We start from the raw sequence: 25,457 nt of genomic DNA, 5'->3' as shown, positions 1-25,457 counted from the left end.
TCACTTCACAATGGCTGCTTTTCTATTTCGATCCAGGTTCAGGAAAGGCAAGCCTTTGTGCCAAAAGGAGACATAGATTACTTCTGCTTGCTTCCGCTTGTTTAAGGATCGCCATGATTTGGCTACCGGAATAACGTGATGTTTTCATGCAGAACCTCCTCCGTATAGATTACGAGAAAATTCTACTTTTGCGCACTATTAATTTTCGAGGGGATTACCATAGCACCAATGTAGAAAATGCTTGCATTGATATACTAAAGAGGTCAAAGCCGTCCCCCTTTGGAAGACGGCATATTACTTTTATAACGATTATCCAAGCTGTGAAGCTTTACTACTTCTTAGCAGCCTCATCTACTTTTTTGTTTGGAATGAATTCCATAAACCAGAAAAACCAAAGCAAGTTAAGCAAAACTAAATACGAGCCTCCCTGTTCAAAAAATGCAATTACCTGGGGTAATTTATAAAAACCAGCGAACCCCAGAAACCCCAACCACCAATGTTTTTTTAATCTCATACATAACCCTCGCTTTTACATACGTCAAATTCACAAACATATGCGGAATATATATTACGAACGTTCGTTCTGTAAACAAGTAATTGAAAAATATTCTCAGCCTAAGCAACTAGGACTAAATTATCCCTCAGTTGTTTACTATTTATTGTTTCAGTTCATTAAATCAACGCTAGACCTGCCTGTGAATGCCTCTTTTATGTCAACAAAAATCAACGCTACAATAGGTACCGCAAAAAGTGTTATGGCAGTGGCGAACATCTCCCCATAAGCCAGCGATACAGCAGCAGGAATGAGATACTGCGCCTGTTCGGACGTTTCGGTAAGCAAGGGCATCAGCCCGCTTACGGTGGTTACCGTGGTGAGCAGAATTGCACGAAATCTTGATGATCCAGATTCCACCAAAGCCAGATGACGCGGCATTCCTTCTTCTAGGTATTGGTTGTAAGTAGTCAGCATCACTAGGCTATCATTCACCACGATTCCGGTCAGGGCCAGCATTCCAAAAAATGACAGTACACTTAGAGGAATATCAGCGATAAAGTGGCCAGCAATAGCCCCGGCGATCCCGAAGGGAATAACGATCATAATGACAAATGGCTGGCTATAACTTTTTAACGGAACTGCCAGCAATACATAGATTAAAATGAGTGCCAGTATTAGGGCATTCTTTAGCCCCCCTGTTATTTCACCTGACTCTTCGAGCTCGCCAGCTGGTTTAATTTCCAGATCAGGGTAGGCCTGTTGCAGCTGTATTAATTTCTCTTGTTTGAGTGTTTTAATCACCTCTGACGGACTAACTTTGGACTTGTCCAAGTTGGCATATATAATGGCTGCGCGCTCACCGTTTCGCCGCCAAATGGAACCTGATACATATCTTGATTCCAGCTCAGCGACTGCTGATATTGGTAGCCACTCCCCTTGAGGCGTCATAATCCTACCATTCATCAAATCATCGATAGAGTTTCGCCATTCCTTAGGGTTTCGCAATTGAACTTTAATTTCCTCGCCATCTCTTTGAAACCGTTGAACCTCCATCCCTCCATACTGGTCGGAGACATAGGCTGCAAGCTGCTCAATTGTGACTCCCCAGCGTCCCGCCTCAGGCTTCAAACGTGCGAAAATCTCAGGTTCGCTTCCCTTGAGATCATCCCTTACATCATAGACGCCTTCAATGCTCCGGAGCGCCTTACTCACCGCATCAACGCCGCTTTGTAGAACATCTTCATGTTTGGCAAAGAGCGTGAGTGCAAATCCTCCTCCGGTTGAATCCGAACCAGAAAAATGAATGACATCGACAGCTTCTAGCCGACCCACTTTTTCTCTCCATCGCTTAATAAGATCTAGTGTACCAATTGTTCGTAATTTTTCTGGTGTTAACTCCGCGTAGATTTCAACCCGTTGTTTGTTGTTTATAGCTGTCATTATCTTTTCAATTGGTGGGCGGGATATGCCATGCTCCCGCATCACCTCCTGATTAACTTCTTTGGCCATTGCTTCAACAAAAGCAGCATTTCGCTGAGTTATCGAGTAGGGAGATTGGGGGTCAAATTCCATCGTAACGGTAATAATGCTTCCTGGCACGTCCGGAAAAAATGTCGTTCGAACAGTGCCTGTCGTTGCCAGACCAACACCCAGCACCGCCAGTGAAAGGAACAGAATCAGCGTGGCATAACGATGAACCAAAGCCTTTTCAAGCGCAGGTCGATACCATTGATGGTTAACATAATTTAATGCATTATCTACTGCTTGCCGAATACGCTGCCATAAGCGGGCAACGATATGGTTCTGCTGTTTGCTTTCCAGATTAATCCCCGCCAAATGAGCAGGAAGGATAAACTTGCTTTCTAAAAGTGAAAATAGCAAAGCAATAATAACCACCCCAGAGAATCCAGCTAACACCTTCCCCAATGGGTTGTCTATCAGCAGCATAGGATAAAACGCGGCAACTGATGTCAATACACCAAAAATGGTGGCAGTTGCTACCTTTTCCACCCCTTTTTCTGTCCCTTTGATAGGGTCTTTGATTCGTCCTCTTTCTGTGAAAACACTTTCACCCACTACGATGGCATCGTCAACTAGGATACCTAGCACCACGATCATGCCAAATGTCGTAATATCGTTGAGAGAATAGTCGAACCGTTCCCACCCCATAAGCCATAGCGTGCCAGCAATAGAGATGGGAATCCCCATAGCAACCCAAAACGCTAACTTGAAATTGAGAAAGAGAGACAGTATGACGAACACAATCAATAGCCCTTGGAAAGCATTGCTTCGCAATAACGCAAGCCTATCAGAGATATAATTGCTTTGATCCGCCCATATATCGATACTGACGTTCTCTAATGTTTGTTCACGTAGCTCACTTACCACCTCATGGACTACCTTGCTGACATCAAGCAAGTTACCTTTGCGGTCGATAATAACTTCCATACCGATAGCCGAGGTTCCCTTATATCTAACCTGCCCCTCCGTTTCAACAAAGGTATCTTTTATCGTAGCAATATCGCCAAGCAGTACCTGTGATCCATCGCTTAAATCAAGGATGGGGATATTTGAAAAATCTTGCCAATGATATGCTTGACGGTCAGCCCTTAATACAATAGTGCCTGACGAAGTGCTGAGCTTTCCAGTTCGGTAGATCAGTGAGCTTTGATTAATCTTGTGGGCAACTGTTTCATAGCTAAGACCATAAGATTCCAGCTTTTCCGGGCTAATCTCAATACTTACTTCAGCAACTTCTTCTCCCCAACTACTGATTTTCGATATTTCGGGACGGGCCAGCAGCTCTGCTTTTACATCTTTTCCAATACGTTGCAATACATCAGTATCGACGTTTCCATAGACCTGAACAATCAAGGCAGGAAAGTTGAAGGCTTCCCTAGTGATAACCGGTCTATCCGCCAATTGAGGAAGCGTTGCTATGCTGTTAACTCGGGTATTAACATCTTCTAAAAGCCGCTCTAATGAGTATCCATTATCCATTTTAACCCGAACATAGGCGCTGGATTCAGAAGAAAAACTGATTATGCGCTTTGCTCCAGGCAACCCCTCCAGTGCCTTTTCAATCTTTTGAGAGATAGCCTCATCGACTTGGGCAGCATTCGCACCAGGGTAGTAAACAGAGATACCCACTGAGTCAGGTGGGATCTTAGGAAACCCTTCTATGCGCATATCCGAAACGCTCAGGTAGCCTAGAATTAGAATCAACCCCATTAGTAAGTTAGCGGCAACCGGATTTCGAATGAACCAATTTGTCAGCATGTGCATCAGTTGCTTTCTCCCAGAATTGTAGCCATCTCTTGAGGAGAAATTTCATGAGGTTCTACTTTCATGCCAGGAAGGTAACTGGATAGAGGTGTTACCACGATATGCCACGAATTTTGCTTAACACTTTCATTTTCACTATCACTGCTAGGTGAGGGAATATAGAAATAGCGATCATCAGTAAATGCCGGTTTTACCCGATATCGCTGTATCTGATTTGCCGAATTTACATACCACACTAAACCATCACGGGTGTACGCACTTTGCGGAACACGTATTAGGTCATTGAAACGATTGCCGGGCAGTGTTACTCGAACAAACTCCCCTGGAAGTAATGGAAGGCTGGCATCTGCCGTATTCTTATACGTGAGATGTACCCGACGCAACCGTGATACGCTATCAATAAATCCACCTTCTCTTTCAATAACCGCAGTCCATTTCAACCCTCTATTAATACTCACGATGCTAGCAGGCAAGCCTTTCCATTGTCTGCTCAGTAGCTGCCACTGCTTGTTATCTAGCATCACGGGGATATCTAAGTGGCTGACATCCATTATTTCAGCAACCGGTTGGGCTATTTCAAGCGACTCTCCTGGGTTGATAAATTTACGGGTGATTAAACCATCGTAAGGAGCCCTTAGCTGAGTATACTTAAGTTGCTCCTCTGCCTCTGTCAGAGCGGCTCTAGCAGCATCAACTTCAGCTTGCGCGACTTCAACTTGAGGAACATGAAATGTTAGCGATGAATCCGGTTGCCCCTCGATACCCGCTCTGCTCCAGTTCCGCCGTGCCTGCTTTGCCTGGTGTTGAGCAAGTAACAGCGCTAACTCAGCTTGTTTAAGTCGATTCTTCGCTTCTTCTAAGATCGCTCGATAGGTGCTGTCTTTAATTTTCAATAATAATTCGTCTTTTTTTACCTCAGCGCCCTCGATAAGCGATGGAGAAATATAGATAATCTCCCCCCTGACAAATGATTTTATTTCGGTTCGCCAACGTGGCTTTGCCTCTGCCAACACTCTGACCGTAGCTGAATAGGAATCGGGAATGACCGTAAAATAGGAAACAGTAGGCAGTGTTGCAATTTTATTGCCAGTGATCACCTTCGTTTGTTGTTCCAATTCATCTAAAAAAAGCACTACCATTGCCATAAGAAACAACGCAGCTACTATAAAAATCCAGCGTTTAGTACCTTTGGGCTTATTTAGAGGATTCACCTGCATACCATTCTCATCCGATATCATTTTTTGTTCTTCTTTTTGTCTATGGTCTTGATCAATTTGTTCACTTGTTTTCATTCGCAGCCTCCAACCCAAACCCCATTGCCAATGCCAATAACATACGATTGTCCATTCGGGCGGCTTTCATCTGGATTATGTGGGCGTCTATTTCAAGAACAGCTAAGCGTGATTCAATGAGATCAAAAATATCGACTAAACCACTTCTGTATTTCTCTTCATTAATACTTTTCATTTGCATAACTTCTAATCGAACCTTAGCTAAACGATCTAACTGTTGCGCTAGCGAATGTTCCATAAACAGAGCATTCTCAACTTCTTGTAGACTGGTAAGTACAGTTTTGCGATATGCCCACCATGATGCTTCCGCGGTAGCTGAAGACGCCTCAGCCTGTGCCCGTAAGCTTCCTGAATTGAACAACGGTTGCGCTACTCCACCGACAAGTGACCAGACAATGTCACTGCCAAAAATCTGATTCAATGATGCAGAATCACCTACCTTACTGAGACTTCCGTTAATATTGATAGATGGGAGGAGTGCTTTATACTGTGCGAACCTGTTTGCGTAGTTTGATTTCAAACGGTAGAACGCAGCCTGTATATCTGGACGTTGAGCAATTACCTTGGCAGGCAATATGGTCGGAGGCATCATAATTTCAGGAAGTTCATTTACATCAATGAGCGAGTCTGCCGATGGCGCACGCCCTAAGAGTAATTCCATTTCGCGATGGTTACGTGAAATCAACTCAATCGTAGCAATCATATCTGATCGAGTGCTTTCCTGTTGGACCCTAATAGCTGATAGATCTGCTAGCTGTACTAGTCCATCCCGGTAACTTTCCAGTACAAGTTTTTCAACATTATTCAACGAACCCAAATAACGCTGCTCAATTCTTTGGATTTCACTTAATGCCCACCCTTCAAGCCAGAGGCGTACAACTGACATGGCGATCAAATTTCGGACAGCCGTGTATTCCCATTTCTGAGCAGTAAAATCAGATTCCGTGGCACTTTCTAAATCTGCTAGTTGTCCCCATAAGTCAATTTCCCAAGCAACGTTTAAACCGAACTCATAGCTATTGGTTATATTTTCAAAACGTCTATTTTTAGAGGCATTCATTACCAAGTCTAGAGTTGGCACACGCTTAGCGCTGACTTGCTTTAACAGCAATCCAGATGCCTGAACCTCCAATGCCAACTGATTAAGATCTGGGTTGTGATCAAGTGCTTCTTTTATGAGAGAAGTTAGTTTGGATTGCATTAAAAGCCCAGATACACTATTCAAAAATGGCTTTTCAATAATAGGTTGATCAACGCTCTCTATTTGCCACTTAACAGGTATATCAAGGTAAGCTTGCTCCGGTTTATTAATTTCGGGTAGAAGGGTCGAGCAACCCGTTAGCCCTATTCCTAGTCCGAGAGTTATTAACCTGACAAAAACAGCAGCACTCATACTTACCTTTTTTATTACGACCATTGTCACTTCTGCTTATAAGAGTAATATTTCGGCCAAGCATAAACAGCATGATGCTTGACTACACTTGATGTACTCCTCACAATACCGAACGTTCGTTCTGCAAACAACAGGAATTTATTAATGGCTAGGCCAAAAGACAACGTGAAAGAAGCAAAAATGCGCTCACAAATACTTAACGCCTCTAAAAAATGTTTTATACAACATGGATTTCATCAAACCTCAATGCGCCAAATTATTGATGGATCAGGCATCAGTTCAGGTGGCGTATATCACTACTTCCCTTCGAAAGAAAGTATTGTAGAAGCCATTTCTACTGAAGAAATGACAGATATACATTTCTTAGTGGGTCGCTTACAAAAAAAAGATAATGCGCTAGATGCAGTCACCCAGTTTGTTTTAGACATCGTCGGAAACACTCCGCTCAAAGAAGCAATTTTAGGAACTGAGATTTTCGCCGAAGCTTGTCGAAACATTCAGATAAAAGAAATGGTTGGGCATAATAATGCCATGTTAAAAGCAGCTCTCGAAGCAACTATTAATACTGGTCAGGTGAAAGGCGAAATTATGCAAGAAATGACTGCTGATGAGCTTTCGACATTTATCATTGCGCTCTATGAAGGCCTAATAGGTCGCATCGCTATCGGCGATTTATCTTCTAAAAAAGCAAAGAAAATTGCATCGAATTCGATTAAAAATACACTTCGTTTTTGACTGTCATTGATACTAAATGAAGATTCATTCGGCCCTACTATTAACTAACTGCCTATGGAAACAGGGTCAGCCAACCTGTTAGTAGGTGTTTGACGAACTACCCTATCAACCACAAAAAACCTGGCGCATAAGATAATTCTTTGCCCAAAAACCCATAGTAAAACTCTTCACGCTGAGCCGCGAAAGAAATAACATCGGGTGAATATTCAAAGTGAAAGCAGGTGTCGAACTCTAGGCCGGATTTAACGGTCATAGCGCTATCCATTTTAAGACAGGCAAACTTAAAAAGGTTTTTTACGCAGGAATGTTTAAGGTTACGTCGATACATAGCATTGCCACCATCTTCGTAGTTTCACTATGAAAATATAACTTATGCAGATTCCTAGTTAAAATCACACAGACTTACGGTGCAAACGGCAATGCATTTATCTATGTTAGAAGTGGCTCATTTATCTGTGCTATTCACAGAAACACCGTCAAACCGGTCTTATGCCCCCTGCGAGTGACACACAATAGAAATAATTTGTTTCACGGTGATAAGTGGTCCTATGCAATTCAAGGGCAACAAGGCAACTTTAACTGTTCCGTTGAGTTGCTTAAAAAGTGCATTACTCAGTTTCGCATATAACAAGCTGCGCCTCGGGTGTTGGACAGCTAAAGCTGCCGCTGAGCAAGGCGTTAATGTCAGCTTGAGGTCGAAAGCTGACCTTCGAGGTCATTTCATCTTATATCAGAATTCCTGCCATATATTTCATGCTATGTAAGATTTAGACCCTTCTCCCCCCCGTTCTAACATAGAGTGAAATAGCCGATGTTATGGGGTTTTTCTAGTTCAAGCTACGTGAGATTCGACAACGGAGTTTATATTTTACATAAAAATTCTCACAAAAAAATTTAAGCAAAACTCATTTTGGAACAACCAAAGTGCAACAGCTTTATATGCATCAAACGAATGAAGGTTTTTATGTTGGAATGGAAAAAAGAGTCAAATTATGTAATCCATGAATCTGGGTTTACGATTATCGTCGAAGAGGGTTCGTTCTATGAACCCTCTTCAATCCAGATTAAACAGTCTGAGGCGGTTGGTGCAATAGAACAGGCGAAATTGCTCAGAGAAGGTATGGAATTTGTCCGCTCAAAAACACGTCAAACACTCATACCAGGAAGAGCACCTCTAGATAACAATAGGCCAATAATAACTGTTAAAAAGACACGCAAAACACGTACTCCAGACCCCGTCGAAGAAAATTGAATATAGCTCTTTCCACACACACATTTAATCGACCACGTGCTAAATCAATTACAGGCATGTTACTTCAGGAAAGTTGCATAGTTAAAAGTGCATTAAAATGCCTCACGCCCTCTTGTACCCCGACCTACTCATCATAAGGCTCAATGCGAAACACTTCTATACTGTAGCCCGATGAAGCCAGTTCATGACTGAATGTCTCAGTTTTGAGTTTTCCAGTAATCCAGATGGCATCATAAAGGCTCTCTACCTTCACACCTGGCTCGTAATGCGCATAGATGATCTGGTTAGAGGGCGGCGGCGGCACATGAATGCAAGCACCGAAGTATGGAACCAGAAAAAACTTATATACATTTTGGTCTTCACCCTCGACGGGGACAACAAAACCTGGAATACGTATCATTTTGCCGTTCATTTCAGGCACAACAGGCGCCGACTGTAATGCCTGCTGCAGCTCATCCATTAGCAGAGCCGATTTAGGATCCAGATCATCCAGCGCCCCAAGATCGCGACCCTCAAATAATCCATCCAATGAATAATCAGCAGGCATCAGTTGCTCCCACTCGATTTGCTCTATTGTTTCGCCATTGAGTTTCTGGTTACCCGCGTGAACATAGGTAGTAACCCATAAAACGGACAAAGTGAACAGGATAAAAAGTGATCGGAGCGTCTGCATTAAAAATACCCTACATGCTATCTATTAAATAATGACACAGTCTTTAACACCGTGCCGTTAAACCATCAGCGGCTGTCATTTGATAAGCCCGATAACCCGGCCACAATCCTGTCGCCGCGCCGGCTAAAACAACGCCTGCCAACAAGGGTATGTCATCCAGCGACTGTCCGGTTGACTGAATAAATAGTCCGAACTGATTTTCTAATACTGGCTTAGCCAATATCAGAATGCCAATAGACAGTAAGACCCCAATCAAGGTTCCAATTACGCTCAGCAACGTAGATTCGAATACCAACAAGATGATGATATGCCAGGGCCGGGCACCGATTGAACGTAAAATCGCCATCTCTTTTCGGCGTGCTCCCAAACTGGTAAGTAATACGGCCAACATACCAATCAACCCTGCCAGCACTACCGCGCCTGATACCAGCCGCAATGCATTTTCAGCCACCCTAATCAGCTGCCACAATTGCTGCAACGCTACGCCCGGTAGTACCGCCTGCAAAGGCTCGGCTTTATAATTATTAATCTGGCGCTGCAAATGAAAAGTGCTTAATTTTGATTTCATCCCCACTAACATGGCTGTCAGCTCTTTAGGCTGCAGTACTTTTTTTCTCACCTCCTCTATAGACACTTGCTGCCCGCGTATACGGCTACCCGATTGCCAGCCATCATGAATGGCTACAATCGCCTCAGAACTAATAAACACCGATTGATCGATAGGCGTACCCGTCGATTTCAATACTCCCACTACGCTAAAAGGCCGATCATCGTGCTCAGAAAAACTAGCGCTACCTATGCCATGCGAAAGCGTAATACGACTGCCTGTCTGGTAGCCAAGTTGACGCGCCACATCGGCTCCGACAACGGCATCAAACAGATCATTAAAAGCCATACCTTTCTGAAAAACTAAGGGCTGCTGCTGCCCTGTTTGATAATGCTCAAAGAAACCCGATGACGTCCCCACTACCCGAAACCCTTTGTGAGAGTCCCCCAGAGAGATAGGTTCGGCCCAGGCAACGTTTTTATTGCTCTTAATCAACTCAAAACTTGCCCAGCTAATATTATTGGAGGCCTGACCAATATGAAAAATAGAGTATAGAATTAACTGCAGCTCACCTCCTCTGGCGCCAACAATTAAATCGGTGCCAGAAACAGAGCGGTTAAAACTATCGCGGACTTCTGTCCGGATTTTTTCAACACCCATCAGTAATGCAACACTGAGCGCTATCGTCAGCACAACAAAAAACAAGGTATGACGACGGCTCCAACTGCTCGCCAGCGCAAGGTTAAATAGCATCAGAGGCTCCTGCACAATTAATCTGATGTAGCGAAAGCGTTCGATCAAAAAACGGACTCAAGGTGTCATCATGGCTCACCAATAACAAGGTACTGTTGCGCTGGGACACCTCTTTAAGTAATAACTGTATAAAGGTATCGCGCGTCGTGCGGTCTAATGCCGATGTAGGTTCATCAGCAATCAGCACATCGGGGGAACCAATTAAAGCACGAGCCACCGCCACTCGCTGCTGCTGCCCTACCGATAGTTCTGCGACGGGCAACCGCTTGCTTAACTGTTTTTCCAAACCCAACTCAATCAACAGCTGATCCGCTGCTTGCGCAACACTCCCTGCTTGTGCAATGGCACGCTGCTTACGTAACGTAGAGAAGCGACACGCCAGCATGACATTATCTCTTAACGAAAGGTAAGGCAGCAGATTAAACATTTGGAAGATAAAACCCACGTGATCAGCCCGAAAACGATCCCGTTCAGAGGGTGAAAGCGAGGTTATAGAACAACCCGCGATCTTTATCTCCCCTGATTGCGGTAACAACAGCCCCGTCAGCAAATTAAGCAGTGTACTTTTACCGCTGCCTGATGGACCTTGTATAAAAATATGCTCACCGCTTTGGATCTCACATTTTGGTATATCAATGACCGGGGCTCCTGGCTTCCAGGCAAACTTAACTTGATCCAACGTTACCGTTGCCATGTACATTCCTATATATTCTATTCGCGAATTGAAATTTCATCTGTAGCAGACGATAAGGTGCCACCCTTTTGTCCCGCTTGACCCACCATCTGATAGCGCACTAACTCAACCATCGGAAACTGATCAAACAGGCCCAGCGTAAATCCGCTTAATCGTTCGGGCTTTGCGCAGGAAAACTGATAATGAACCCTAATATCTGCATGTTCACCCTCATGTTCACCCTCATGCTCAGCCTCATGCTCAGCCTCATGCTCAGCCTCATGCTCAGCCTCATGCTCATGTTCATGTTCATGTTCATGTTCATGTTCAGTCTGATGCGGCGACTCAAGTAGCGATTGTTCAACCTCTACTTCTTTCAACGAACATAAAGCAGCATTGGGCAGCTGAATAATCTCATCGCCTCGCTTCAATCTGTTTATCGCCTGAAGAACCTCCGCTTTCTGCACGTCAGTTTCGGGCAAATGTTCGAACCCAACCACATTTGCCGCAGGCGTTATTATCATAATATCCAGCAGTTTACCCTCGACGACCGCATCCAGCGTTGCTACTCCATGCTCATGCGCATCAGCGGCATACAGCAAAGGAGTAAAGATTAATGACGAAAATGCGGTAACTAATACCGACTGGATAAAAGGGGAGCTAACTTTTGTACGGGAATTTATAGGGGTTGTCATGCCGACACCTTGAGTTAATATTATACGTTATAACATAACATATAATTCATAAGCGTCAAGTATCTAAAAACTAAATATAGACCGATTCCTGCGTGGGTGGATCAATAGCAGCCTGCTCAGCAAGGTAGTTTGATCACATAAACCGGCGAGTCTATGTGGCGGATAAGTATACCGATATCAACGCCATCATAGCTGGCAACTCTGAAACGGCCGAAGGTTTGCTCTACGTTTGTTGGATGCTGGCTTATCTTTGCGGCATGAGTAATCGGGTTTAGCTGGTTAGTCTCGGCAGTGATGCCTTCCCAGCTAAAGGTTTCTTGGTTTTGGTCTGCTACGTTACTTTCGCCGTTTTTTCGAACACAAAAAAGTTCGCCTCCATTGGAGGCTGCATAGTAGATCAGGGCATTCATTTTAGGGGCATACTCCAGGGATGCGTAAGGGTGAATGGCAGGAGTAAAGTTACTGATCAGAGTGCGTATTGGCTCTTCGGGGGCAGCAGGGTTTATCGATAGCAATCTGCTTTTTTTGTGTTCGGCTATGATCAGGCGGTCCTGCGTCGGATCATAGGCCATCGCGTTGTGGTCGGCACTGTCTGGTAGTTTGCTCGTCTGGCAAGCGCCCCAAGTGCCGAACGTACCCTCCTTATTTTCACCGTCCGGTGAATACCCGATGAAGGTATTGCCGTCATCGCCAGAGTTACCCCAGAGTATTCGGCGCATAGGGTCCCATGCAGTCCAGCCTCCTGACGTTAGTTCAGCTTCGGGGTGTTTAGGGCCACGCCTCCAGCGAAGCGTGTCGAGGTTTAGTATATGTGGGATGGCAATCGCTTCTACCTCAGGACCCAATTGTCGCTGTCCCTTGAATAAAATGTAGTCATTTCCTACCGGGTCATATTGCACGTACCCATAGGTATGAGGCGGTAATGGAGAGCCGTTGGGGTAACATGCATCTTCATAAATAGCCCCGGCACCATACTCGTTCATTTTTCCGCTGACATAACCATCTGAGATCCTGGACCACTGTCGGGTTGCCAGGTCGAAAGCGTGTACGTCTGATCCAAAATAATCATTATGCCCGCCCCCAAAAATTATCATGCTGCCACTATCGCCAAAATAATCGGCGAAGGCTGCTCCATTCCAGGTTTCTGTTATCGACCAAAAATCACAACGGCCACTCCAGGGGGCTTTGGCGTAACGTCCCAGTAATCGCCTTGCGCGCATCTCTAATGACCGTGAAGGATTGAGGTTTACGTCTTTGGCAGGGTCTCCGTCTTCCAAATATCTTGTGCCTGAAGGTGTCGGCGCCAGCCCCAGGTCAGGCTGGTCTCCGGAAATGCGGTACCAGTGGCCGGTTTTCATGGCACCTACCCAGCTGGGAGTTGTCTTTTTACGTTTTGCACTAAGATTCGTCATCATCAGGCTGTTCTTTTTGTCCATGGTTAACGATTTCGCTTAAACCTACCCTTTGTTGTGGCAGTTTTGTCGCAACCTTGTCATAAATTGTTACTGATCTCACGTCCGCGTTGCATCTAAACCCTATGAAAACAGCTACCGCTCTGCATTTTTTATAATAGGGAAAGAAAGAGCACCTCACCCTCTCAGTGTGTTTAGCAGTTCGTATAACGTGAAGTCCAGTATTTATTAATCGTCTTTCTCTTATCCTGCGCGGCAAAACGCCAGGTTAAGCCAGCACTTGCCTGATATTTATATGGGCTTCTTTATTTCAGGCCAAGTGAGGTTCGAAGAATAAGATAATAAGCCCATCATCAAACTGTCATTTTGTTGTCACTTCATTGTCATTCTTAAGTCACCAAACCTTCATACGAAAGCCTTATTATTTCGGTCGAAACAAGATCATAAGATGAGTTAACAGCCATATGCAGCTTTCAGAACGACAGAGAATTATTCTTCAGCGCGTTAGAGATGAGGGTGGTACGTTATCAAGTAGCGTGATTACCAACCTGTTTGATGTGTCAATTCAAACCATACGCAAAGATCTGAATGAGCTGAGCGACCTGGGGCTTGTTAAACGAGTACATGGCGGTATCACCCTCCCCGTACAAAACCACAACTTGTCGTTTAGTAATCGACAGGTAATAAACCTGCAGGCAAAACAAGCAATCGCCCAGCGAGTAGCCGCGAGCATTCCTGAAGGTTCAAGTCTCTTTTTAGGGATTGGCACAACACCCCAGCAAATTGCTCAGGCCTTGTTACAACATACCCGCTTAACCGTCGTCACCAATAACCTTAATGCGGCGATAACCCTTTGCCAGAATTCAAACATAAAAACCTATCTTTGTGGTGGTCTGTTACGCCCTGCTGATCAGGATTTAACGGGGGAAGATGCGACACAATTTCTACGCAAATTTCAGGTAAATTACGGCATTTTTGGCGTAGGAGGGCTGGCAGAAAATGGGGATTTATTGGACTTCTCTCCTGAGGAGGCCCACATATCCTCCGCTATTATGGATAACAGTGAGCACCGGATTCTGGTCGCTGACAAAAGTAAATATTTACGCAGCGCGCCCATCAAAACAGCAGAAATTAACGCCATCAATAGTTTTTATACTGACAGCTTACCGCACGCCCTGCGCATCTTATGTGCTGATGCCTGTGTAGAGGTAATTGAGTGCGTGCAGGAGAAACAATGAGCTTTTTAAATATCCAGGGCTTATCCAAACAGTGGGCTGATACACGCGTAGTAGAAGATATTAATTTTGAAATTTGTGAAGGCGAGTTCATTGCACTACTCGGACCTTCAGGGTGTGGAAAATCTACAACGCTTAAAATGATCGCCGGGCTGGAAACGCCGACAGCAGGCAATGTTATTCTTAACGGTCAGAACATCACGAACCGCACACCGGGCCAGCGCCAACTCTCGATGGTCTTTCAGTCGTACGCACTCTTTCCACATCTTAGTGTGAAAGAAAACATTGTCTTTGGTTTAAAAGCTAGAAAAGTCCCCGTTAATGAGCGGAATAAACGCCTCAGGCATGCGGTTGAACTGGTTAATCTTGGCGATCAGATTAATAAAAAACCATCGGAACTTTCGGGTGGTCAATGCCAGCGTGTAGCCCTCGCCCGTGCCATTGTTTCTCAGGCACCTTTGTGCCTGATGGATGAGCCGCTTTCTAACCTTGATACAAAGTTGCGTAACGAGATGCGAACAGAGATTCGTGCCCTTCAGAAACAACTTGGCTTAACCGTGCTGTATGTCACTCATGACCAGGTTGAGGCCATGAGCATGGCCGACAGAATAATATTGCTTAACGCGGGTCGCATAGAGCAAATGGGCTCACCTCAAGCACTTTACAACGAGCCTGCCAGTAGCTTTGTTGCACGTTTTATCGGTCATCCCCCGATGAGTCTAATGACGCGGGATAAGCATTTAATCGGTATTCGTCCGGAACATATCACACTCTGTAAATCGGGATATTCAGAAGGTATTGCTACCCACAATCCAAACAAGAACCCAAACAATAATGCATCAGTCATTCATTGCGACTACCACGGTGCAGACACCCTTATTTCAGTTGATTTCCAAGGTTCTGCACTGATGCTTAGCCTCCAAGGCCACCACCTTTTTCAGGCCGGCCATCCATTGGCCATCACATGGGAGAGCCAACACGAACACTATTTCTCAGCAAAAACAGGCCTGCGTACGGCCAATCTTTAGACCCTAAACTCTACCAACCGAAGGAATACTTTCATGTTTAATCGTGGCAAAAAACGTATGTTGGCAGTAGTGCTTTCAACAGCATTATCCGGCGCTGCTCAGGCAAAAACTGATCTGACAATGTACTACCCTGTAGCTGTCGGGGGTTCACTTACCCACGTTGTTGATAGCATTATTGCAGATTTTGAAAAGCAAAATCCTGACATTGATGTTAAAGCGATTTACGCGGGCAACTATAACGATGCGCGCGTTAAAGCACTTGCTGCTTTGCAGAGCGGCCAGCCTGCGCAGCTATCGGTTATGTTTTCTATAGACGTGCATGAGTTGATGGATCTTGATGCCATCATTCCTTTTGATGAAGTGGCCACCAGCGACGAAGATAAAACCTGGTTAAACAGCTTTTATCCGGCACTGATGAAAAACGGTCAGGTAAAGGGTAAGACCTGGGGTATACCCTTTCAGCGCTCCACCATTGTTATGTACTACAACAAAGATATGTTCCGTGCTGCCGGCTTAGATGCTGATCACGCACCGAAAAATTGGGACGAACTGGTCGACATGGGTAAAAAACTCACTAAAAAAGATGCCAGTGGACAAGTAACACAATGGGGCGCGATGATCCCATCGACAGGCTATCCTTATTGGATGTTTGGTGCGTTAACTAAACAAAATAGTCAGGTACTAATGAACCAGGCGGGTACTGAAACCTACTTCGATAAACCAGCAGTCATCGAAGCGCTGTCTTTCTGGAAGTCTCTGGGTTCAGAGCACAAGATCATGCCCGAAGGTACTATTCAGTGGGGAACCTTGCGCCAGAATTTTCTAGAACAAAAAACAGCCATCATGTGGCACTCCACCGGTAATCTGACCGCCGTTAAGAAAAGCGCCAACTTTGATTTTGGTGTCGCCATGTTACCCGCCAATAAAGAGTTGGGTTCACCAACGGGCGGCGGTAATTTTTACCTCTTTAAAAAATCTACTCCAGAAGAACGCCAGGCAGCGCTAAAGTTGGTTAAGTTTATGACAGCCCCTGAGCAAGCAGCAAAATGGAGTATCGAAACCGGCTACATGGGTGTTAGTCCTGCAGCTTATAATACCGATGCTTTACAGCGCTATGTAAAAACCTTCCCGCCTGCAGCTATCGCTCGTGATCAACTGGAATACGCAACAGCTGAACTGGCGACGCATCAAGCTGGCCGGGTTCGTAAGCTGTTAGATGATGCCATTCAGGCAACGCTGACCAACCAAAAATCAGCTGAGGACGCACTAAAACATGCTCAACAGCAGGCTGAACGCGTTCTGAAACGTTTCGAATAATAACGATATTCATTAAATAGCAATGCAAAAACATTGTTGCCTGGGTGTCGTGCGCGACACCCTATCTTACTTTTTCAAAAACACTCATTAATGAAATTAAATATGCCACGTCACCAACAGATCTATGCCTGGCTGCTACTTTTCCCTGCGCTTGCGCTACTGGCAGCATTTACACATATTCCAATGATAAAAACACTCTGGCGGAGCTTCACCTCGTCTGGTATGCAAAACAACACCGGTTTCACATTGGATAATTACCGTTACCTTTTAGAAGATGATGTTTTCTGGCAGGTATTATCCAACAGTCTATGGTATGCGGCAGTAACCGTCCCTGTATCCATGATATTAGCTCTAGCGATGGCATTGTGGGTAAACGGTAAAATCCGTGGCCGAAGTGCATTACGCTTGGCCTACTTCACTCCAACCATTCTACCGATGATAACTGTTGCCAATATCTGGCTGTTTTTCTATACGCCGGAAATAGGCTTATTCAATAACATCCTAGGTTGGTTCGGACACAGTGGTTACAACTGGCTCGGTGACCCTGATTTAAGTTTATTCAGCCTGATGCTGATGACAATATGGAAAGAAGCAGGGTTCTTTATGATCTTTTATCTGGCGGCGTTACAAGGGATCAGTCGGGACTTTTACCAAGCAGCCGCTATCGAAGGCAGCAGCCGCTGGACAACTTTACGCAGAATAACCCTGCCACTGTTAATGCCCACCACCTTATTTGTACTGATCAATGCCTTTCTTAATGCCTTTAAGCTGGTAGACCATCTATTTATCCTAACAAAAGGTGGCCCAAACAATGCCACCAACCTGCTGCTCTATTATATCTATGAGAATGCCTTTAGTTTCTTTGATGCCGCTTACGCGTCAGTCTTAACCGTGGTACTGCTTAGCATTCTGGTTGTACTCGCCGTATTTCAATTTGGCGTGATCGAACGTCGTGTACATTACCGTTGAGGTCTACTATGCAAAATCAAGTGACGTTCTTATCCTGTCTATTCAATAGCCTCTCTATTCGGCTATCAAATGGACTATCCACGCTGGCAGCTTGGTTACTCGGGTTATTCTGGATATTTCCACTGATCTACGCGCTCTGGGCTGCTTTTCATACACCCGAATATGCCGCGCATTTCGCACTTGATGCACCCTTAACATTAGAGAATTTCAGAACAGCATGGGTGCAAGCGCCTTTTATGCGTTACATGCTAAACACGGTAGTTATCACTCTATTGATACTGGTCTTCCAATTGGTACTGTGCACACTGGCGGGTTACGCCTTGGCCAGAATTAACTTCAGAGGACGTGGGGTGGTGTTCGCATTGATCTTGATACAATTGATGGTGGTGCCGGAGATCCTAATCGTCGAAAACTATCAAACACTCGCCAGCCTGCACTCAATTGATACCTATATAGGGGTTGGGCTTCCTTATCTGGCCAGTGCATTCGGTATCTTTTTACTGAGACAAACTTTTAAGACCATACCGCAAGCACTTGAAGATGCAGCAAAAATTGAAGGCTGTTCAATTTTACAAATCATATGGAATGTCTATGTTCCATTGGCAAAACCCACATATCTGGCGTTTTCATTGGTTTCCATTAGTTATCACTGGAACAACTTTCTCTGGCCTTTAGTCGTAACCAATACAGAGCAAAGCCGACCTTTAACAGTTGGAATGGCAATATTTGGTGCACCTGAATCTGGTGTAGACTGGTCCGTGATTAGTGCCGGCACACTGATCTCTGTTGCTCCTTTACTCATCGTTTTTCTACTTTTCCAACGTCAGTTTATTCAATCATTTATGACTGCGGGGGTGAAATAAGCATGCACATTATGAGCTGGAATATACAAGCGACTCGTGGCTGTGATGGCCGCTTTGATACCCGACGAATTATCAACGAAATAAAAAGCCGGTCAATTCCCGATGTGATCTGTTTGCAAGAAGTATCCCGTTACTTTCCTGAAATGGGCGGCAACGACCAGCTACAGGCGTTGCAAGCCGCATTTCCAGAGCATGAAGCCGTTTGGTCTGCCGCAATCAGTTGGCGGCATACCGACACTATCAGAAGAGAGTTTGGAAACCTTACTCTGGTAAAACAACCGCTTCTGGAAGACTTTCGCCTGCATTCATTACCCAGACCTCCGGCAGAAGGGTTATGGCAGATGCCACGAACAGTTATTGAAACACTCATCAGAACCGATCAAGGCATCTTGCGCATACTTAACACTCACCTTGCCTTTCACAACCGTTCGGAGCGGTGGCAGCAATTGAATTATTTAAATCAAATATGTGAACAAGCGAGCTCCCGGTCCCATTCGCCTCTGGCCGCTAACACTGCCGGATGCTACACACCAGCCCCTGACTCTGAAGTGACACTTTTATGTGGTGATCTGAATCTCACCTCCGAGGATGATGATTACCTTCGTTTTGTGGGCCAGAATAACTGGCAAGATTGCTGGTTATACCTGAACCCGGAACACAAAAAATCTAATAAACCCAGAACGCCAACCTGTGGCTGTTTTGACCACCAGCAATGGCCGGAAGGCGCTCATTGTCGCGATTATTTTTTTATCAGCCCAGGCTTTGAATCACACATAAAAGAAATGTATATAAATACGCAAACAGATGCGTCCGATCATCAGCCCCTCTCTTTAAGGATAGATGTTTAATGACTACCCCCCTTATACACCTGTTGCCAAAACTACCTGAACGATTTGAATCGCCCATTAAATTGCTGTTCACGGATGTTGATGACACGCTGACATGGGAAGGAAAACTACCCCCGCAGACTTTTATCGCGCTTCAACAGCTCAGAGATGCAGGCATTATCGTTATACCTGTAACAGGCGCAAGCGCAGGCTGGTGTGACTGCATCGTACGTACATGGCCGGTAGACTGTGTGATTGGTGAAAATGGTAGTTTCTGGATGCAGCGAGATAACTCAGGCCATGTGACAAGACACTTTCGTGAAGAAGAAGCGATTCGTCAACAGCATATCGAACGACTAAAAATACTGGGCACTGAACTCACTCGATGTTTTCCTGATATTAGTTATACGCAGGATCAGCCCTTTCGATTGACCGATATAGCATTCGATATTGGCCAGCAGGTTCAGGTCGCCATGCCTGTGGCCCAGGCTGCGACAGCATGGCTCAGGGAACAGGGTGTATCGGCTAGGTTGAGCTCCATTCACATTAATGCCTGGCTAGGCGCATACAATAAAGCAGATACAGCCAAAGCCTGGCTTCAACAAAACCAACCGGGCATATCACTCGAACAATGCGCTTTTATCGGAGACTCTCCCAATGATGAAGCAATGTTCGAGCACTTCCCCCTTTCCGTAGGTGTTTCTAATATCCGACGATTTCTAAAACAGCTGGACCATTCGCCCCACTTTATTACCGAACATCATGGTGGTTTTGGATTCGTAGAATTTGCAGAAACTATCATCAAGAGTGCCAGGCCACTAGTTGTCAGTCATTAATGTGATACCTAAAACGTACTATGCTGTGGGGGAAAGGCCCCCTCAGCATGTAGAATTTATACAACAAGCACTACCTTATGATCGCTTGTAAAATAAAAATTACTCTACTCGATGCAGCGCGCAAATTTTATTGCCCGATGGATCTCTTAAATAGGCAAGATAAAGAGCGCCGATAGGGCTCTCACGTAGGCCAGGATTATCTTCACAGCTTGTACCACCATTGGCGATACCTGCCGCATGCCACGCATCCGCTGCGGCGGAATCTTTTGCAGCAAAACCAATCGTATTGCCATTGCCATGGCACGCTGGTTCACCATCAATGGGTTTAGTAATGGCAAATGCACCGCTTTCTGTAAAGTAAAAGCATCGCCCTTTTGCATCGATAACACCCGGCTCATGGCCCAGGGCACCTAAAATAGCATCGTAAAAAACCTTAGAGGCCTGAACATCGTTTGCGCCGACCATAATATGACTGAACATTTTTATTATCCCTAGCGAATGAATGACTAACGTTTAATAACGCGCATTCACTACTGTTTGAGTGTTTTATTAATAGAGTACGTTTGCAGTTTAGGTAAATAACAGCCGTGGTTCAATCGTATAAACTTTATTGCTTTTACACCTATATGCTACGTGTGCAGAATAACGCTTTGTGATAGCGGCAACGTGCCAGTGTTCTATATATTATCGCCATAAAAAAAGGCAGCCAAAAGGCTGCCCGAAACTACTAAGGATCTTAGATAAGGTTTTATTAACTCGTAACGAGTCCGTGACGATCCATAATCTCCTCAATTTCCGGTAGGCTAGCCGGGTCATCGATTGTTGATGGCACGGTATATTCAGCTCCATCTGCAATTTGACGCAGCAACTTACGCAGAATTTTTCCTGAACGGGTTTTTGGCAGACGCTGAACGACTATGGCTTTTCTGAAACAGGCAACCGCACCAATCTCTTTACGCACCATCGCTACTAACTCTGCTTCCAGAACGCTTTCATCAAGCTCTATGCCGTTCTTGATCAATACAAACCCGATAGGTTGCTGACCTTTAAGCGGATCATTCACACCGATAACGCAACATTCTGCAACGGCCGGATGATTGGCAACAATCTCTTCCATCTCACCCGTAGACAGGCGGTGGCCAGCGACGTTGATTACGTCATCCGTACGACCCATGACGAACACATAACCGTCTTCATCAATATAACCGCCGTCACCTGTTGAGTAATAACCCGGGAATTCGGTCAGATAGCCTGTACGGAAACGCTCATGGTCTCCCCATACAGTAGGCAAGCTGCTAGGTGGCAATGGAAGTTTGATGGCGATATTGCCCTGAACACCGGCAGGTAATTCGTTTCCATCACCATCAACGATCTTCACATTAAAGCCTGGCATAGGCAGAGTCGATGAACCTGGTTTTGGCTCTTTCATCTCAATACCTGTCAGGTTGCCGCAGATAGCCCAACCTGTTTCAGTTTGCCACCAATGGTCAATAACGGGTTTGCCTAAGGTATCTTTTGTCCAATGATACGTAGGAGGATCAAGGCGCTCACCCGCCATGAAAATAGCGCGAACACTGGATAAGTCGTATGCTTTCAGTAGTTCAGAGTCTGGATCTTCTTTACGAATAGCACGGAAAGCCGTCGGCGCAGCAAACAGGGCATTCACTTTATATTCTTCGCATACTCGCCAAAACGCGCCAGCATCCGGTGTTCTAATCGGCTTGCCTTCGAATACAACCGTGGTACAGCCTGCCAATAGTGGCGCATAAACAATGTATGAGTGACCAACAACCCAGCCTACATCGGAGGCCGCCCAGAAAACATCACCGGCCTCCATGTTATAGATTGCTTTCATGCTGTATTTAAGCGCGACAGCATGGCCTCCATTATCACGCACTACACCTTTTGGCTTACCTGTCGTACCTGATGTATAGAGAATATAAAGTGGGTCAGTTCCTCTAACAGGCACACAATCAGCTGGTTCGGCTGTCGCCATGGCAGAAGCCCAGTCAATATCGCGTCCTGGAATTAAATCAGCAGTCACTTGTGGTCGCTGAAATATAATGCAGCTATTAGGTTTGTGTGCTGATTTTTCAATGGCTTCGTCAAGCATTGGCTTATAAGGCAACACTTTAGCTATTTCAATACCGCACGAAGCGGTCACAACGACCTTAGGCTCCGCATCATCAATACGCACCGCTAATTCGTGCGGAGCAAAACCACCAAACACAACGGAATGAACAGCACCAAGACGAGCAACACCGAGCATAGCGATAATTGCTTCAGGGATCATCGGCATATAAATAACGACCCGGTCACCCTTTTCTACGCCTTGCGCTTTAAGGATACCGGCAAATTTCGCAACCTGGTCACGCAACTCAGTATACGTGTAGCGAACCTTTGTATCAGTCACCGGAGAATCAAAGATCAACGCATCCTGATCGCCCCGCCCATTTTCAACATGATAATCCAATGCCAGATAAGCCGTGTTAAGCTCACCATCAGCAAACCAACGGTCAATTCCGTTAGCATCTTTGCTTAGGATTTTTGTTGGTTTTTTGAACCATTGAATGGCTTCTGCTTTTTCACCCCAGAAAATCTCAGGTGTCTCAACGGATTTTTTATATTCTGCTTGATAAGACATAGCACGGGTCCTTTGTTCTTGATCAGTTAATAATTAGGACAACGTCAATGTGAGCCATTTTTCTTATTGTTGACAGTCGGCTTACAAGATCAGTGTACTTTAACTAAAAATATGAGTTATTTAACTAAGACATAAGGCGAATATGGCTAAATTAGGCGAAATTTATCTAAAATTTCATGATTTTTCATTTGTCATAAAACAAGATTGTCGACAATCTGTCATTTTTTATGCTTATTTGGCTTTGTTTAACTATAAAAACCGCTGTTATGGTGAGTTTCAATAAAGATAGTGTTGTGATGCTTACCGAGCAAAAAATATTATTGTTATTAGCAATGCATCATAGGAGCGCCAATAAATAGGAATTGACGCTTTCATACCGGTATCTTTATCTAGATGAAAAAAAATACCTAGCGTAAAATCATTAACTAACCGTATCGCATGAGCTGAAGTAAAATAATTTCTTGATTTCAGTTTGATTTCAGTTTCAAAACATATAGTTGCTGTACTTTAAAAACATATAGTTGCTTTACTTTAAAGCATAGAGTGGCTGTTCCCTATAGTAACTGTTGTTTCAAATACACAGGACACCTCCTTGACAGCACTCAGACAACCTATCCGCATATATACGATTATTTGTTAAAGGATCCATGCATGATGATTTACGCTTCACAGCAGAAAATATTATATTCATTATTCATCAGCTTGCTGATGCTTTTTTCTTTTAAGGCGATGGCAAAATCACCTGTATATACAGCGCTATTCAGTGATATTGCTGTATCAGGTTACGATACTGTTGCTTACTTCACAGAAGGTAAAGCCGTTAAAGGTAGCGATGATTATTCGATAGAATATCAAGATACTGAGTGGCGCTTTAAAAATTCAGACAATCTCGCCATTTTTAAAGCAGACCCTGCAAAATACGCACCTCAATATGGAGGCTATTGTGCCTGGGCGGTTGCTAATAACGACACAGCCAAAGGCGATCCGCTTCAGTGGACTCTACTCAACGGAAAACTATACCTTAACTATGATGCCGACATTCAATCCAAATGGTTAAAGGATAAAGAAGCATTGATTCGCACGGCTGATCAGAATTGGCCCGGCGTTATTCAATAATCGCACCCTAACCATTCCACTAATAATAAGGAAGACGTATGAAGTCTCGTCTCATTTCGGTTTTTAGCTGGGCAGTGTCACTATGGGCTTGTAAAGTATTTTTAAGCTCCCTACCCTACAAATTTTCTGGCCACCCCGATACACAACACATATTCTCGACTATCGGCACCTGGATGAGTGCAACGTTATCAGAGAGTCTAGGCGACTGGTTTTCTCAATATGGCGCTTATGCGGTGGGCAGTGCTGAACTTATCGTCTCTATTATTCTATTGTCACCAATCGTATTTTTTATACTGAAAAAACTGGATATAATTGACAATGTATCTGAACGTTCATTAATTCATAGCGTGGGGGGTATGTTAGCCGCCTCCGTCATGGCGGGCGCGGTGTTTTTCCACCTGGTAACGCCGCTGGGTGTAGAAGTATTACACAATGGCCAGAGTGACCATGGATCATTATTTTATGCCGCCCTCTCTATTTTAGTACTTGGCTCTATGATGGCAATCGTCAATTTCATACACTGGCGCGGCATTAACACTGCCAGTAAAAACACTCTGTAATTTTTTTCATTTTGTGACGCTCTGACATTTATGATGATTAGAATACTGCTAGTAGTTTCATACATAGTTTCGTGCTTTTGCTTGAAAGTAATGCCATGGCGTTACTTTCAGCTCAATGCTCGTTATTTCAACAAAAGCAAAGGGATATATTCTAAACAAGACATCAACGATATGATTCCCGAGCAATGGCGTTTGCAGCAGTGGATTGATACCTGCGATATACAACCACACGCCTATCCCGTCTTCGTAAAACCGGAATGGGGACAAAACTCTAAAGGAATTGAGCGTGCCGATAACCATCATCAATTAGATGACATCCGTCGTCGTCGTTCGACAGCAGCGATGCAGCACCTTATCCAGGAAGCGGCTCAGGGGAAATTTGAATTTGAAATTTTTGTGATTCCTTCTGATACAGCACGCGGCGACTGCGCCGTACTCTCGGTGACCAAGGTGGTGAATAACGGCGCTGAGGAATTCCCTATCAATGGTATTTATAACAAGCATACTCACTATATTGATGTGACTCCTCAATTGAGTAGTGACGATCTTGACGCAATATGGGGATATTTTAAAACCGTCGGGGATTTTAGAATTTCTCGCTTCGGCATAAGGGCTGATTCATTGGAAAGCTTTATTGCCGGCCACTTTAAAGTGATCGAGATTAATTTATTTGTACCCATGCCGTTAGTGTTACTCACTCAAAACACAGCACTATTGCGTAAAATAAAATTGGCTATCCATTGCACATGGATGCTGGCAAAAATCACCAAAACTATCCCGAATGATCAAGATAAGCCGTTTATATTATTCAAAAAAATCGGCTTTATACAGCGCGCTAAACGCCTTGATTAACACG

The 25,457-nt window shown here is 44.6% G+C and carries 22 protein-coding genes and 1 pseudogene; 12 read left to right on the top strand and 11 right to left on the bottom strand.

Translation table 11 applies throughout. The annotated features are described in order from the left end of the window. Positions 1-664: 664 nt before the first annotated feature. From Nant_RS13575 to Nant_RS13565, 3 genes are read right to left on the bottom strand one after another with little or no spacing between them, the layout of a single operon-like run. Complete coding sequence (locus tag Nant_RS13575) at positions 665-3,781, bottom strand: efflux RND transporter permease subunit (protein WP_054342200.1); 3,117 nt, start codon at positions 3,779-3,781, stop codon at positions 665-667. Next, positions 3,781-5,073 carry an efflux RND transporter periplasmic adaptor subunit gene (locus Nant_RS13570; RefSeq protein WP_054342199.1) on the bottom strand — a complete coding sequence of 431 codons (1,293 nt, stop codon included), beginning with the start codon at positions 5,071-5,073 and terminating at the stop codon, positions 3,781-3,783. Before Nant_RS13570 ends, Nant_RS13575 begins: the two co-directional genes overlap by 1 nt. Continuing rightward, positions 5,060-6,490 (bottom strand): TolC family protein, encoded by a 1,431-nt coding sequence (locus tag Nant_RS13565; protein ID WP_054342198.1) that lies wholly within the window; start codon positions 6,488-6,490, stop codon positions 5,060-5,062. The genes Nant_RS13570 and Nant_RS13565 overlap by 14 nt, the downstream gene beginning before the upstream one ends. A 120-nt stretch (positions 6,491-6,610) precedes the next feature. Here Nant_RS13565 and Nant_RS13560 point away from each other — a divergent pair, with 120 nt between their 5' ends. Then, complete coding sequence (locus tag Nant_RS13560; protein ID WP_054342197.1) at positions 6,611-7,201, top strand: TetR/AcrR family transcriptional regulator; 591 nt, start codon at positions 6,611-6,613, stop codon at positions 7,199-7,201. A 97-nt stretch (positions 7,202-7,298) separates the two neighbouring features. Here the strand turns inward: Nant_RS13560 and Nant_RS13555 are convergent, their stop codons facing one another. Then, complete coding sequence (locus tag Nant_RS13555) at positions 7,299-7,454, bottom strand: hypothetical protein (protein WP_156298833.1); 156 nt, start codon at positions 7,452-7,454, stop codon at positions 7,299-7,301. A 711-nt stretch (positions 7,455-8,165) separates the two neighbouring features. Here Nant_RS13555 and Nant_RS13550 point away from each other — a divergent pair. Further along, positions 8,166-8,453 carry a hypothetical protein gene (locus Nant_RS13550; protein ID WP_054342195.1) on the top strand — a complete coding sequence of 96 codons (288 nt, stop codon included), beginning with the start codon at positions 8,166-8,168 and terminating at the stop codon, positions 8,451-8,453. Between the two features lie 124 nt (positions 8,454-8,577). Here Nant_RS13550 and Nant_RS13545 read toward each other — a convergent pair whose 3' ends face one another. The 5 genes from Nant_RS13545 to Nant_RS13525 all read right to left on the bottom strand — a co-directional run bounded on the left by Nant_RS13545 (position 8,578) and on the right by Nant_RS13525 (position 13,209). Then, complete coding sequence (locus Nant_RS13545; protein WP_054342194.1) at positions 8,578-9,126, bottom strand: DUF3299 domain-containing protein; 549 nt, start codon at positions 9,124-9,126, stop codon at positions 8,578-8,580. Between the two features lie 43 nt (positions 9,127-9,169). Beyond that, a complete protein-coding gene (locus Nant_RS13540) occupies positions 9,170-10,426 on the bottom strand; it encodes an ABC transporter permease (protein WP_179078946.1) in 1,257 nt (418 codons plus the stop codon). Further along, positions 10,416-11,120, bottom strand: a complete 705-nt coding sequence (locus Nant_RS13535) for an ABC transporter ATP-binding protein (protein WP_054342193.1) — start codon at positions 11,118-11,120, stop codon at positions 10,416-10,418. The genes Nant_RS13540 and Nant_RS13535 overlap by 11 nt, the downstream gene beginning before the upstream one ends. A gap of 17 nt (positions 11,121-11,137) precedes the next feature. Beyond that, positions 11,138-11,794, bottom strand: a complete 657-nt coding sequence (locus tag Nant_RS13530) for a DUF2796 domain-containing protein (RefSeq protein WP_054342192.1) — start codon at positions 11,792-11,794, stop codon at positions 11,138-11,140. Positions 11,795-11,910: 116 nt separating this feature from the next. Beyond that, entirely contained in the window at positions 11,911-13,209 is a 1,299-nt protein-coding gene (locus tag Nant_RS13525; protein WP_054342191.1) for a hypothetical protein, read from the bottom strand. A gap of 461 nt (positions 13,210-13,670) precedes the next feature. Here Nant_RS13525 and Nant_RS13520 point away from each other — a divergent pair, with 461 nt between their 5' ends. From Nant_RS13520 to Nant_RS13490, 7 genes are all read left to right on the top strand, one after another. Next, the gene (locus Nant_RS13520; RefSeq protein ID WP_054342190.1) at positions 13,671-14,444 is read left to right on the top strand and encodes a DeoR/GlpR family DNA-binding transcription regulator; all 774 of its coding nucleotides are present in this window, start codon (positions 13,671-13,673) and stop codon (positions 14,442-14,444) included. Further along, positions 14,441-15,469 (top strand): ABC transporter ATP-binding protein, encoded by a 1,029-nt coding sequence (locus Nant_RS13515; protein ID WP_054342189.1) that lies wholly within the window; start codon positions 14,441-14,443, stop codon positions 15,467-15,469. The genes Nant_RS13520 and Nant_RS13515 overlap by 4 nt, the downstream gene beginning before the upstream one ends. A gap of 33 nt (positions 15,470-15,502) precedes the next feature. Continuing rightward, positions 15,503-16,786 (top strand): ABC transporter substrate-binding protein, encoded by a 1,284-nt coding sequence (locus Nant_RS13510; RefSeq protein ID WP_054342188.1) that lies wholly within the window; start codon positions 15,503-15,505, stop codon positions 16,784-16,786. A gap of 102 nt (positions 16,787-16,888) precedes the next feature. Further along, positions 16,889-17,755 carry a carbohydrate ABC transporter permease gene (locus Nant_RS13505; RefSeq protein ID WP_082400263.1) on the top strand — a complete coding sequence of 289 codons (867 nt, stop codon included), beginning with the start codon at positions 16,889-16,891 and terminating at the stop codon, positions 17,753-17,755. An 8-nt stretch (positions 17,756-17,763) separates the two neighbouring features. Continuing rightward, positions 17,764-18,618 (top strand): carbohydrate ABC transporter permease, encoded by an 855-nt coding sequence (locus Nant_RS13500; protein WP_054342186.1) that lies wholly within the window; start codon positions 17,764-17,766, stop codon positions 18,616-18,618. An 11-nt stretch (positions 18,619-18,629) separates the two neighbouring features. Next, positions 18,630-19,466, top strand: a complete 837-nt coding sequence (locus Nant_RS13495; RefSeq protein ID WP_162224947.1) for an endonuclease/exonuclease/phosphatase family protein — start codon at positions 18,630-18,632, stop codon at positions 19,464-19,466. Continuing rightward, entirely contained in the window at positions 19,466-20,281 is an 816-nt protein-coding gene (locus Nant_RS13490; RefSeq protein WP_054342184.1) for an HAD family hydrolase, read from the top strand. Before Nant_RS13495 ends, Nant_RS13490 begins: the two co-directional genes overlap by 1 nt. A 99-nt stretch (positions 20,282-20,380) precedes the next feature. Here the strand turns inward: Nant_RS13490 and Nant_RS13485 are convergent, their stop codons facing one another. Both Nant_RS13485 and Nant_RS13480 read right to left on the bottom strand, forming a co-directional pair. Next, entirely contained in the window at positions 20,381-20,761 is a 381-nt protein-coding gene (locus tag Nant_RS13485; RefSeq protein ID WP_054342183.1) for a VOC family protein, read from the bottom strand. A gap of 271 nt (positions 20,762-21,032) precedes the next feature. Then, positions 21,033-22,946, bottom strand: a pseudogene (locus tag Nant_RS13480) (propionyl-CoA synthetase); the annotation flags it as partial. A gap of 630 nt (positions 22,947-23,576) precedes the next feature. On the opposite strand from Nant_RS13480, the gene Nant_RS13475 reads away from it, so the two are divergent. From Nant_RS13475 to Nant_RS13465, 3 genes are all read left to right on the top strand, one after another. Beyond that, on the top strand, positions 23,577-24,041 hold the full coding sequence (locus Nant_RS13475) for a YHS domain-containing (seleno)protein (RefSeq protein ID WP_054342181.1): 465 nt from the start codon (positions 23,577-23,579) through the stop codon (positions 24,039-24,041). A 38-nt stretch (positions 24,042-24,079) separates the two neighbouring features. Next, positions 24,080-24,601 carry a hypothetical protein gene (locus tag Nant_RS13470; RefSeq protein ID WP_054342180.1) on the top strand — a complete coding sequence of 174 codons (522 nt, stop codon included), beginning with the start codon at positions 24,080-24,082 and terminating at the stop codon, positions 24,599-24,601. A 90-nt stretch (positions 24,602-24,691) separates the two neighbouring features. Further along, positions 24,692-25,453, top strand: a complete 762-nt coding sequence (locus tag Nant_RS13465) for a D-alanine--D-alanine ligase family protein (protein ID WP_238377146.1) — start codon at positions 24,692-24,694, stop codon at positions 25,451-25,453. The last annotated feature ends 4 nt before the right edge of the window (positions 25,454-25,457 follow it).

The organism is Neptunomonas antarctica (genome assembly GCF_001305295.1).
GTDB classification, from domain to species: domain Bacteria; phylum Pseudomonadota; class Gammaproteobacteria; order Pseudomonadales; family Balneatricaceae; genus Neptunomonas; species Neptunomonas antarctica.
The sequence above is the reverse complement of the archived record's forward strand: the minus strand, read 5'-3'. Positions and strand labels throughout refer to the sequence as shown.